Origin of the sequence: Enterobacter cloacae complex sp. GF14B, assembly GCF_004136805.1 — a bacterium.
GTDB classification, from domain to species: domain Bacteria; phylum Pseudomonadota; class Gammaproteobacteria; order Enterobacterales; family Enterobacteriaceae; genus Enterobacter; species Enterobacter hormaechei_C.
The window spans coordinates 1-11,751 of sequence record NZ_QFRV01000103.1 but is presented as its reverse complement, the minus strand read 5'-3'; the positions used below and the strand labels follow the sequence as shown (position 1 = coordinate 11,751).

Sequence of the window (11,751 nt, the reverse complement as noted above, 5' to 3'; positions counted from 1 at the left end):
AGTGCTTTTGCCGTTACGCACCACCCCGTCAGTAGCTGAACAGGAGGGACAGCTGATAGAAACAGAAGCCACTGGAGCACCTCAAAAACACCATCATACACTAAATCAGTAAGTTGGCAGCATCACCGGAATCCACAACATAGCCGCGAAAGACCCGGTCAATCAGGTTGCCCATGGCGCCACCGAGGATAAGACTGTAAGCGATGGCTTCTCCTTTATGACGATTTTCAAGGATCAGCTTGATCAGAAAAATCGAGACCACTACCGCGATTCCGATAAAAAAGTAGCGCTGCCAGCCTCCACCATTCGCAAAAAGACTGAATGCGGCACCGGTGTTCCATAGGTGCACCCAGTTAAAGAACGGGGTCACCGAAACATACTCGCCATAGGCCATTGATTGCTGCACCAGCCACTTTACAGCCTGATCAGACGCTGCCAGCAGGCCCGATATGGACAATAGGGCATACGGCGAGAGCTTTTTGCCAATAATGAGCATTATTTAACCCTTCAACGCCAAAATGCGTCTGGCACCGTTAAGTACAATGCCCCCCGCGATGGTGCCGATAATCAGATCCGGATAATTGGAACCGGTCCACGCGACCAGGGCGCCGGCGGTGATGACCCCCAGGTTGATCACCACGTCGTTGGCCGAGAATATCCAGCTTGCCTTCATGTGCGCCCCGCCTTCCCGATGTTTGGATATGAGCAGCAGACAACTGGTATTGGCAATCAATGCGACGAATGCGATAGCCATCATCACCAGCGATTCAGGCTCACTACCGAATACAAAGCGTCTCACCACCTCTACGAGCACGCCCACAGCCAAGATCAGTTGCAGTACACCAGCAAGATGCGCGGCACGTACCTGCATTTTCACGCTATGTCCAACCGCATAAAGGGCAAGCCCGTACACCGCCGCATCGGCAAAATTGTCCAGGGATTCTCCAATCAGGCCGGTGGACCGGGCGATCAGACCGGCAGTCATTTCCACCACGAACAGAAGTGCATTGATGCCGAGCAACCAGCGCAGGGTCCCGGATTCTTGCTTAGCAGAAGCTGCCGAAAACTCGGCGGCCTTGATGGTCTCCGGATTTGCAGCGACGGTTTCCTGAAGCGAGGCGCCTAGCCCCAAGGTCTTCAGTTTCGAGGTGACGGGCTCGACCTCGCCGTCATGCACGACCTTCAGCCGGCGGTTCGACAAGTCGAAGGACAGCGCCCGAATCTCCTCAAAGCCGTTCAGGGCTAGGCGAATCATTCGTTCTTCTGATGGACAGTCCATCTTCGGCACGGCATAAACACTGACCCATCTCCCTGGCGCCTCGGAGGAGGCCTGTATATCGGTATCCGCTGCGGACGTTGCATCACCGCCACAGGCGCCACCACAGGATTTGCTCATGATACGACTCCACTTGAACAATGTTGTGGTACCATTTAAAACTATAAAGCTACTATAAGGTCAATAGAGTAAAGAATCCGTTGGGGAGGAGGCTGATGCGCATTGGTCAGTTGGCGCAGTTGGTAGGGGTCGAAACACAGACGATCCGCTTCTATGAACAGCAGGGCTTGTTGCCGCCGCCTGATCGGCAGGACAACGGTTACCGTGTCTATACCGAGAAGCATGGTGAGGGGCTGGCCTTCATCCGTCGCTGCAGAATCCTGGGCCTGTCACTGGCTGAGATTCACGAACTACAGAGCTATCAGGACGACCCTCATCAGCCTTGTACCGCCGTCAACGCCTTGCTCGATGATCACATCTCTCATGTGCGGTCGCAGATAACCGCTCTGCAAGCGCTTGAGAAACAACTCGTTTCACTGAGAGCGAGTTGCAACGATGACCGGGAAGTTGAGGCGTGTGGGGTTCTTGCTGGAATTAGCGAAGGAAACATGCACCAGCAGTAGGTGAAGCATCAACCAGATAATCCGATGAGATGCCGGTCTGTCTCACTCTCATGCAAAGGTAAGATCAACCATTTAATCCGCTTACCCCATTTTTTTAAAGTGCGGTTGTTCGAGTGCTATCGCTTTTTTCACTTTCTCGCCGCCAGTTCCCTATTTATCTGGCGTTGCTGGCAATACTGATGTTGTTCGTGGCTCCAGTGATTTCGAAATCACTGGAGCATCAGCGTGCCAGTCAGCCTTGTTCGGCAGCGATAACCACCACACACAATGATATGCCTGATACGGCGGCCATGCACCACGCTATGCCAGGTATGGAGCATGATCTCCACTCTTCTTTAGACAGTGCCTGCGCTGTTTCCCAGAGCATGTCCCACCACTTGGCTTCAAACCCGGGCAGTTCACCGATGGAAGACATCGCCTGCGGCTATTGTCAGCTCCTCATTCACTTACCGCTGATCCAGACCGTTTTCATTCCTTTTATCTGGTTGATACTGCTTGTTTCACAAGCGCCTTTTTTGCCCGTCATTGTTTCTCCGTTACTGTCTGCCTGTTATTCCAAATGCCAGCCCCGCGCCCCGCCTAGCCTGTTTTCACTGCGTTAAGTTTTGCCGTTCAGCAAGACAATAATTTACCGTTTACGAAACAGAGCCTGATACAGGCCCGCTGTTTTGTGACGCTTTATGCATGGCCATTCCAGATGATGGCCAGCGAGTACCTGCTTGGGAAAGTGCAGGCCGATAAAAACAGGCTTTAACTATGAAAAATACCCGTTTCTCTTTATCACCACTGGCAACGGTGATGACCATGATGATCACCTTACCCGCGTTTGCTCAGGCTGAAGACGGCCATGAGGGGCATCAGAATAGCGTGGCTACCCTAGACGATCCGTCGGTGATGGTAGTTACTGCACCGGCCATTTCTCCATTGACGATCGTGACTTCACCTAAAACACCGCGCCAGCCGGTTCCGGCCAGTGACGGGTCTGATTATCTGAAAACCATCCCGGGTTTTTCTCAAATCCGTAACGGCGGAACCAATGGCGATCCGGTTTTTCGCGGTATGTTCGGTTCGCGTTTGCGCCTTTTGACCAACGGCAGTGAAATGCTTGGAGCCTGTCCCGCGCGTATGGATGCACCGAGTTCCTATATTTCACCAGAAAGTTTTGATCTTCTGACGCTGACCAAGGGGCCACAAACGGTACTTTGGGGGCCGGGTAACTCTGCAGGAACAGTGCATTTCGAACGTGAGCGACCTTCTTTTGAGAAAGCCGGTATTCAAGGTGATGCCAGCCTGCTCGGGGCATCAAATAGTCGTTGGGATCAAAATGCAGATATCAGCCTGGGAAATGAGCAAGGCTATCTGCGCCTGATCGGTAACAAATCTCGATCTGACGACTACAAGGATGGTAACAACCAGCGGGTGCCTTCTCAGTGGGATAAGTGGAACGCGGATATGGCACTGGGGTGGACGCCGGATAAAGACACCTGGCTGGAGCTGACCGCAGGGCAAGGCGATGGCGAAGCGCGTTATGCCGGGCGCAGTATGGATGGTTCGCAATTCAAACGCGAAAGCCTGGGGATGCGCTTTGAAAAGTCCAACATCGGGGACGTGTTCGACAAATTTGAAGCCAGTACTTATTACAATTATGCCGACCATATCATGGATAATTTCTCGTTGAGATCACCCGGCAGCATGTTAATGAGCGGCATGGGTTCGTCCATGGGCGCCATGCACGACAGTTCATCAATGAGCATGGGGACGTCGTCGGCTATGGACATGTCATCCTCAATGAACACAGCGAGCAGTTCGAGCATGAATATGAGCATGCCCATGGCTATGCAACTTGATCGCCGGACCGTCGGTGGCCGCATGATGGGAACCTGGCTGTGGAGCGATATCAAACTTGAAAGCGGCGCAGACATGCAACAGAACACGCACCGTAATAAAGAAAGCGATAGCTGGGTGAAAGATGCTCGCTTCCGTAATTATGGCGTTTTTAGTGAGTTGACTTGGACAGCCACCGATCAGGATAACGTCGTTAGCGGTGCGCGTCTGGATCGTGTGTTGGTAGATAACTTTACCGACACCGGCCTTGCAGGACGCAACGATGTGTTATATGCCGGGTTTGCCCGCATAGAACACTCGCTGGCAGACATGCCACTGATGCTGTATGCCGGTGTGGGTTATACCGAGCGTTTCCCTGATTATTGGGAACTGTTCTCTCCAACCTATGGGCCTGGTGGCAATACCAGCGCCTTTAATAGTGTAAAAGCGGAGAAAACCACTCAGTTGGATATAGGTGCACAGTACAGCACCAAGAAACTGAACGGGTGGGTGTCCGCCTACGTTGGGCATGTTAACGACTTTATTCTGTTCCGTTATGATCCCAAGAATGCGCGCGTTAGCGAAGCCGATAACGTTAATGCCCGTATTATGGGGGGAGAGACTGGCTTCAGTTATAAACTGACGGACAGTTGGAAAACCGAGACCAGCCTGGCTTATTCGTGGGCTGAAAATACCCGTGACAGCAGACCATTGCCACAAATCCCACCGCTGGAAGCCCGCCTAGGGCTGTCATGGGAAAAAGGGGACTGGAGCAGTACCGGTTTGCTACGTCTGGTCAGCAGCCAGAACCGGATTGCCGAGAATGAAGGGAATGTCGTTGGCAAGGATTTTGCCGCCAGCCCCGGTTTTGCGGTCTTTTCTGCGAATGCGGCGTACAAAGTCAATAAGTACGTCAAAGTCAGCACGGGTGTCGATAACCTGTTCAACAAGGATTACAGTGAACACCTGAACCTTGCTGGAAACAGCAGTTTCGGCTATTCCGCGAATACGTCTGTTAATGAACCGGGCCGCACCTTGTGGGCAAAAGTTAACGTGAAGTTCTGACGCAGTCTGAGACAATTGCAGTCGGCCCTGAGAGTTGCCAGGGCCATCACATTCAACATAAACAATAAATTATCTCCTTAGCGTGGTTTTTTACATCATTGGCCCTCAAACCCCGTTTCAGCATGGGTTTATCAAGAATGGTTGATCATATAAAGCCACTGCTTAGACCAAAAAGTGATCAGCAGTTTTCACACAGCCTGTGCCAGAAGCGGACTTTTTAAAAATATTGCGTGCCCAACAATTGGGCGCAGGTCACATCAAGTACCCTCAGAATTATAGAGAATACCTGAAATTTTTGTAGAGCGAGGTTTGTTACCCTGCCCGACCAGCGACATGTGGTTAGTTTAGTGATCAGAAATGTCGAGCGTTTGGTCGTTCATTGACGCGGGATCTTCCAACGGTTCCACATGAGTGGTGATATGGATAAAAGGCAGTGCGGTGCGGATATCATTCTCTATACGCTCGGCCCAGTCGTGCCCATATTGAACAGTCCATCGCCCAGGAACTAGGATGTGCATTGTCATAAACGCCCGCCCGCCAGCCTGGCGTGTACGTAGTGCATGGAAATCAAGCCCCTGTTCACGATATCCTGCCAGCAGTGACTCGATTTTTTTGAGTTCTTCCGTGGGTAGCGATACGTCCATCAGACCTGCAGCTGAACGACTCATAAGCTGATAACCAGTCCAAACGATGTTGGCTGCGACCAGCAATGCAACGATCGGATCGACCCAAAACCAGCCGGTCAGATAAACCAGTCCGACACCAAAAATGACACCGACCGACGTCCAGACATCGGTCAGCAGGTGATGAGCATCTGCCTCAAGAGTGATAGAGTTGTGCTGCCTGCCAGCCCTTAACAAAATGCGAGCCGTCACAAAATTAAGGATTGATGCGACTGTTGAAACCAGTAATCCGAGACCAATCTCCTCAAGCGGCTGTGGAGTTAACATCCGCTCAACTGCGGTATAGGCGATACTGGCTGCCGCCAATAGGATCAGAAATCCTTCGAAAGCACTCGAGAAATATTCGGCTTTGCCGTGCCCATATGCATGGTTCTCATCGGCCGGAAGCGCAGCCAAGGTCAGCATCCAGAGCGCCATTAGGGCTCCTGCGAGGTTAACTACGGATTCGATGGCATCAGATAGCAGACCGACCGAACCGGTCATTTTCCACGCCACACCTTTGAGTCCGATAGTGGCAATAGCCGTGGCAATGGAAAGCCAAGCGTAGTGCGTCAGCGGACGAGGTAACCCTTTTGTTTTAGTCATTATTAACTTCCTAAAATAGGACGACTAACTCACATTTCTATCCATGATAGATAATTAAACAATCATTTCGCCATGAATATTTTTTCGTTTTTATTAAATTTAATTAAAAAGTGGCTTTGTTGAATAAATCGAACTTTTGCTGAGTTGAAGGATCAGATCACGCATCCTCCCGACAACACAGACCATTCCGTGGCAAAGCAAAAGTTCAGAATCACCAACTGGTCCACCTACAACAAAGCTCTCATCAACCGTGGCTCCCTCACTTTCTGGCTGGATGATGAGGCGATTCAGGCCTGGTATGAGTCGGCAACGCCTTCATCACGAGGAAGGCCCCAGCGCTATTCTGATCTCGCCATCACCACCGTTCTGGTGATTAAACGCGTATTCCGGCTGACCCTGCGGGCTGCGCAGGGTTTTATTGATTCCATTTTTGCCCTGATGAACGTTCCGTTGCGCTGCCCGGATTACACCAGTGTCAGTAAGCGGGCAAAGTCGGTTAATGTCAGTTTCAAGACGTCCACCCGGGGTGAAATCGCACACCTGGTGATTGATTCCACCGGGCTGAAGGTCTTTGGTGAAGGCGAATGGAAAGTCAGAAAGCACGGCAAAGAGCGCCGTCGTATCTGGCGAAAGTTGCATCTTGCTGTTGACAGCAACACACATGAAGTTGTCTGTGCAGACCTGTCGCTGAATAACGTCACGGACTCAGAAGCCTTCCCGGGCCTTATCCGGCAGACTCACAGAAAAATCAGGGCAGCCGCGGCAGACGGAGCTTACGATACCCGGCTCTGTCACGATGAACTGCGCCGCAAAAAAATCAGCGCGCTTATTCCTCCCCGAAAAGGAGCAGGTTACTGGCCCGGTGAGTACGCAGACCGCAACCGTGCCGTTGCTAATCAGCGGCTGAGCGGAAGCAATGCACGGTGGAAATGGACAACGGAATATAACCGTCGCTCGATAGCGGAAACGGCAATGTACAGAATGAAGCAGTTGTTGGGAGATTCACTGACGCTGCGTGACTACGATGGTCAGGTAGCGGAAGCTATGGCCATGGTGCGTGCGTTGAACAGGATGACAAAGGCTGGGATGCCAGAAAGCGTGCGTATTGCCTGAAAATCCAGCCAGCTACAGGGTCGTTCGCACGAAATCTTATTTATTCAACAAAGCCTCATTGGCCCTCAAACCCCATGATGATGGTTTCGAAACGTCTTAAGGCCAAAGACTATCGAACGGTTTCCACGGGATTTAACGTCCTGAGCTCTAAGCCAGGGCTGATAACTTTGGCCATAGCCCACTCCTATGCCGTCACCTAGCGCATTTTCATAATCCAAATAGGATTTGAGACGCCTACCCCTACCCATGATCGTACCCAAAAAACGACATTGATACGTACCTATATGTGCATTTTATAGTCTCCAACCCTATAGCCACACATTCAGTAAGCATACAACATTAGCGTCGTTTTTTGAGAATGGTTACAACTTTAGTGCTTTGTGTACAACTTTATTGTCTTCGGACAGTAGGACCCTCTAAAACCAATAGAATTTACGTAGAAACGCGTTTAGTAAAGGCTTTACTAATTACTAATGACTAACATATTAGCACTTTCAGATCTGTCAGCAATAACCCCGGGCGGCGAAATAATGAGAAGAGTTCTTCCGGAGAGCCTTTTCTTTCTATCTGATTGATTTTTAACACTTTTAAATGTCAGCTTTATGTAAACCTGTGGGATTTACTCCTAATTAAATCCCATAGTATGAAAATTAGGCATTTGCAAACCTTAATGACGTGACGTTGTCACGTAAATCAATGGAATTTAGTCTCTAGTAAAGAGTTAACTAGTGACTAACTGCCTGATCGGTGTGCTTGAACGGTGCACTTCAGGCCGGATATAAAAATTGATGAGAGATATACAGAAAATGATGGACCGGCTTAATAAGCCAGCCTTTCTTGGGATGATTGATGATGTTGAACACGCTATAAAGCGAAAATGCCCCTTTTTAACCTATAGGTTGGGCACTATGAGTAAGATACAATCAAATCGCCAGTCAGATGGCTAATTTCATTTTGACCAAAGCGGGCTATTTCAAGCGTTATCGCTGAGACGAGGCTTCAATGACAAGTACACTTGACCCATCACACAAGCAAATTGAAATGTGGCGCAGAGCTACCGGTTCCGAAGGTGGACTCAACGAATACCGCAACTGGGTTCTGGAAAATAGTATGAGATTTACAGCATACGGTATCCATACCGTTATCGTCGAAGGTGAGGCGAAGCATATAACAGCGCTTGATGATGTTACCCTCTGTAACGAGTGGGCGAAGCTTAAAAGAGAAAACAATAGGCTTTACGCAGCAAATGAAAAAATTTGCTCTGGCTGGCGTGGTTTTGTGTTGCGTTTGTTAGGAATAACACTGTCATGCAGAAAACCGGTCATCTTACTGGGGGCAGACGCGAAGAATCAAAATGATGCCGTGAAAGGGGCTGATTTGTAATTTTCAGGCGAGCCCACCGTTCTTAGAAAGCTGTTCTATGGGTATGTAAGGAAGATAATGTTCTCTGAACGCTCAGTACACTTAATCACTTCCTGTACAAAGGGCAAGAATCATCAGGGCCACGTCTGGCCGACATTGGACATAGATCCAAAACAAACCCCGGACGACGCAGCATATGCCTGGAGTAACATTGTAGACGACGCCAGAAGTAATCAGGCGGTACCGGCATTGTCCTTGTATTCAGGTAATCACTGGTCTACGGCAAAGGAAATTTTAAACTCAACCAGAAATCTGGAGTTGTGGATAATCTCTGCCGGGATGGGGTTTTTAAATAGTCGAGATCGGGTGCCCTCTTACGAGGCGACATTTCATCAAGTACCATTCAGGCATGATCTCTGGTGGAAAGCCATCACAAAATCACTAGGAAAGCATAACCGTTGCGCAACTATAAGCCAGTTAATGCAGTCCAGTCCGAATGATGAATATTTGATTGCGGCTTCGCCTGTTTATATTTCTGCTGTCCAGAATGACATCCTGAAGGGCATTGAGAGTTTGACTCATCCTCTTACGCAACTAACGATCGTGACATCAGGGGCATATGCTGGCCCACTTGAAGAATACTTAATTAAGAGTTCTTCTAGGATGATGAAAGAGCTAGAGTGCAATATGGTGTGCCTGAATATAAAACTGGCTCAATACATACTTAAAAGTGGTAGTCGTTAGAACTAGACTGTTAATGATACAATTCTCCTGTTATTTTATTTTTATAAAAGGTCTCAAATATGCTCAAAAACAGATTTTCTTTATTGTGTCTTGCTGTGGCATCGTCACTTACTCTTACTGCTTGCGATGTAGTTGATGCTGCCTATGACGAGACTTTAAATGATAATGCACCCGAAATTGTAATAGCTGGAGGATTCAAAATTGATATCCAAGGTAATGCAGTTCCGGTTGAGGGATATGATAATTGCTCTTTGAATACTCTTCAGGGAAGCGTTGATACGGATAAATCAAATTGTATTGTTCTGGATAGAACACGTAAAAAAGTACCGGTTCTAGTTCATTTGTCATCCGGTCCCGTCAAAGAAGAATGGAAGATCGAGCACCAGGTTGAAAAAACCAAATCCGGCAAAAATTTCATCCAAACTCGTATGATTAGACCTGACGGTAACTTTGTAGTGCCTGCATCCTCAGAACGAGGGATCTTTAGTGGCAAACATTACAGTCAAGCCAGCTAAGTCAAGTCTATCCGTTCAAACAGAAAAAGGTTTCTTAAAAATGACGTTATCCGCTGCATTGCAAGGCACTTTTAAAGAGATGAGGAAAGACAATACAGTAGGCATCACAGTTCAAACTTGTTCAGATATTTTTGACAGCAATGTTCCTCCGGCTTATGTTTTCTGGCTTTATCGTCTCAAAGCGGGAGAAACTTTGCCGCGCGGAAGGTTCTTCAGAAAAAGAAAGCCAATCATCAATGTTATGGCAGTTGTTCATGATGCTGCATTCGAAAAATAACTGCGCTATCAGGAAAGTTACTTTTATGAACGTAATTGCAGCTGGAATTTTTTGCTTTATTTTTTACCCTACAGCTTTCGCTTATGCTTGTTATAAAAAGAGATGGCTAGAGTGGATTTTTCTTACTTTAATTATAATTTTTGCTTCTGCCATTTCGATTCAACAATACAATGAAGCGAATTTTGTAAGTGAGTTAAATTACCCTATGTTTATCTCCGCCATATATGGCCTGTCACTGGCATGGTTTCCTTTTCCGATTGCTTATGTTGTTCTGCGCTTCCTTCTTGATGATTTACAGCATGAGTACCCTAAACAGTGAGCAGATTTTAAGACTCATGAACAACATCGAAAGCACGAAACAGTCTGCACAAGGAAGATAAGGAGTATTCTTAGCAAGATATCTTTGTACCTGAAGACATAAAGCTGGCATCTTTTTCCTTATAGAGTGTATTATGATTAAGTAAATCCTTATCAAAGAATTAGAAAGTGAGGTCGTATGTCTGAAGCACTCAAATCGTTAAACAATATTCGTACTCTTCGCGCCCAGGGCCGCGAGCTGCCTTTAGAAGTACTTGAGGAAATCCTCGAAAAGCTTAATGTCATTGTTGATGAGCGTCGTCAGGAAGAATCATCCAAAGCTGCCGAACTGCAAGCTCGTCAGGAGAAACTTGACGCCCTGCGTAAGTTAATGGAAGAAGATGGTATCAACCCGGAAGAGCTGCTTGGCTCATTCCAGGCCAAATCTACGGCTACCAAGAAAAGCCGTGAACCACGCCCGGCCAAATACTCATTTACTGATGAAAATGGCGAAACAAAAACGTGGACTGGACAGGGCCGTACCCCCAAAGCTCTGGCAGAACAAATTGCAGCCGGTAAAAGTCTTGATGATTTCCTGATCTAACTTTTGCCACCAGTTTTGATAGAGGCCACTTCGGTGGCCTTTTCTCATACGGAATCAATTTCAGGTACAGAACATATGAAAAATTCAGAACCTAAGAGCTGTGATCCCTATGTGGACAGTTTGATTAGAAATGCAGATGCAAAGGAAGCCAGGTCATTTCTCAAAATATTGAAGCCCTTACCATTCCTTATCGTTATCATCGCTGTATTCTTTTTTTGGGTATCGTTTTCCCGTTTATTATCCCAGGTCGCGTAAAACCTTTTTAAAGACTCTTCTTTACCAGATATGCTCCCTCACCGGGATGGTTTCAACCTCTTCAGTTTCCCATATTGGCAAAACCTTCAGGAAATAAGACGATACCCTCCACGCTTTCCATTAAAGCGGGATGACGACGCCCAGTTCTTACGACCAGACTCCACGTTTTCGATTAGGATGCCTTTGGGCCCTTCTAACGAGGCCACCTCAACAACTCGCACTTTCCGGATCAGTCTTGGATCCACTTCTTCCCAGATCTGGCCAACTGTAATATCTTTTTGGGTTTGCATTTAATCTCTCGCTGTCATTTAGTGAACAAGACTAATCCTCGCCGTGGTTCAGCTTATGGCTTTATTTACGCTGACGATCCTTAGCCTTAAATTTTTGCCATCGTATCCGAAGAGAGCATGAAAAACCTCGGGGCAGCCATCGAATGATGCCATCTACAGGGGTTAAAATAACCACCATCATTTCATAACAATACCTGCTGACTATGAAGATCTACGTCATCAAAATAGCAGTTCATGG

The 11,751-nt window shown here is 47.9% G+C and carries 13 protein-coding genes and 2 pseudogenes; 10 read left to right on the top strand and 5 right to left on the bottom strand.

Annotation, left to right across the window (positions count from 1 at the left end):
• From DD606_RS22130 to DD606_RS22120, 3 genes and pseudogenes are all read right to left on the bottom strand, one after another.
• Window positions 1-72, bottom strand: a 72-nt coding sequence (locus DD606_RS22130; RefSeq protein WP_001568368.1) for an IS1 family transposase, incomplete at its 3' end; no start/stop codon positions are given.
• A 55-nt stretch (window positions 73-127) separates the two neighbouring features.
• Window positions 128-496, bottom strand: a pseudogene (gene lspA / locus DD606_RS22125) (signal peptidase II); the annotation flags it as partial.
• Between the two features lie 3 nt (window positions 497-499).
• Window positions 500-1,396 carry a cation transporter gene (locus tag DD606_RS22120; protein ID WP_004364974.1) on the bottom strand — a complete coding sequence of 299 codons (897 nt, stop codon included), beginning with the start codon at window positions 1,394-1,396 and terminating at the stop codon, window positions 500-502.
• 95 nt (window positions 1,397-1,491) lie between these two features.
• On the opposite strand from DD606_RS22120, the gene cadR reads away from it, so the two are divergent.
• From cadR to DD606_RS22105, 3 genes are all read left to right on the top strand, one after another.
• Window positions 1,492-1,899 (top strand): Cd(II)/Pb(II)-responsive transcriptional regulator, encoded by a 408-nt coding sequence (gene cadR, locus DD606_RS22115; protein WP_004364961.1) that lies wholly within the window; start codon window positions 1,492-1,494, stop codon window positions 1,897-1,899.
• A 113-nt stretch (window positions 1,900-2,012) separates the two neighbouring features.
• On the top strand, window positions 2,013-2,501 hold the full coding sequence (locus tag DD606_RS22110) for a DUF2946 domain-containing protein (RefSeq protein WP_008786826.1): 489 nt from the start codon (window positions 2,013-2,015) through the stop codon (window positions 2,499-2,501).
• Between the two features lie 154 nt (window positions 2,502-2,655).
• A complete protein-coding gene (locus DD606_RS22105) occupies window positions 2,656-4,788 on the top strand; it encodes a TonB-dependent receptor (protein ID WP_020996148.1) in 2,133 nt (710 codons plus the stop codon).
• 344 nt (window positions 4,789-5,132) lie between these two features.
• Here the strand turns inward: DD606_RS22105 and DD606_RS22100 are convergent, their stop codons facing one another.
• The gene (locus DD606_RS22100; protein WP_000167917.1) at window positions 5,133-6,056 is read right to left on the bottom strand and encodes a cation diffusion facilitator family transporter; all 924 of its coding nucleotides are present in this window, start codon (window positions 6,054-6,056) and stop codon (window positions 5,133-5,135) included.
• Window positions 6,057-6,200: 144 nt separating this feature from the next.
• On the opposite strand from DD606_RS22100, the gene DD606_RS22095 reads away from it, so the two are divergent.
• The gene (locus DD606_RS22095) at window positions 6,201-7,169 is read left to right on the top strand and encodes an IS5 family transposase (RefSeq protein ID WP_000654811.1); all 969 of its coding nucleotides are present in this window, start codon (window positions 6,201-6,203) and stop codon (window positions 7,167-7,169) included.
• 77 nt (window positions 7,170-7,246) lie between these two features.
• Here DD606_RS22095 and DD606_RS22085 read toward each other — a convergent pair.
• Window positions 7,247-7,417: pseudogene (locus tag DD606_RS22085) on the bottom strand (transposase); the annotation flags it as partial.
• A 754-nt stretch (window positions 7,418-8,171) separates the two neighbouring features.
• On the opposite strand from DD606_RS22085, the gene DD606_RS22080 reads away from it, so the two are divergent.
• The 6 genes from DD606_RS22080 (at window position 8,172) to DD606_RS22055 (ending at window position 10,968) form a co-directional block, all read left to right on the top strand.
• Entirely contained in the window at window positions 8,172-8,552 is a 381-nt protein-coding gene (locus DD606_RS22080) for a hypothetical protein (protein ID WP_001371925.1), read from the top strand.
• Between the two features lie 57 nt (window positions 8,553-8,609).
• Window positions 8,610-9,275, top strand: a complete 666-nt coding sequence (locus DD606_RS22075) for a hypothetical protein (protein ID WP_001447900.1) — start codon at window positions 8,610-8,612, stop codon at window positions 9,273-9,275.
• Between the two features lie 59 nt (window positions 9,276-9,334).
• A complete protein-coding gene (locus DD606_RS22070; RefSeq protein ID WP_000916941.1) occupies window positions 9,335-9,790 on the top strand; it encodes a hypothetical protein in 456 nt (151 codons plus the stop codon).
• Entirely contained in the window at window positions 9,762-10,067 is a 306-nt protein-coding gene (locus DD606_RS22065) for a hypothetical protein (RefSeq protein WP_223152485.1), read from the top strand. Before DD606_RS22070 ends, DD606_RS22065 begins: the two co-directional genes overlap by 29 nt.
• Before the next feature lie 25 nt (window positions 10,068-10,092).
• Entirely contained in the window at window positions 10,093-10,386 is a 294-nt protein-coding gene (locus tag DD606_RS22060; RefSeq protein WP_001100635.1) for a hypothetical protein, read from the top strand.
• Between the two features lie 177 nt (window positions 10,387-10,563).
• The gene (locus DD606_RS22055) at window positions 10,564-10,968 is read left to right on the top strand and encodes an H-NS family nucleoid-associated regulatory protein (RefSeq protein WP_001287391.1); all 405 of its coding nucleotides are present in this window, start codon (window positions 10,564-10,566) and stop codon (window positions 10,966-10,968) included.
• Window positions 10,969-11,751: the final 783 nt, after the last annotated feature.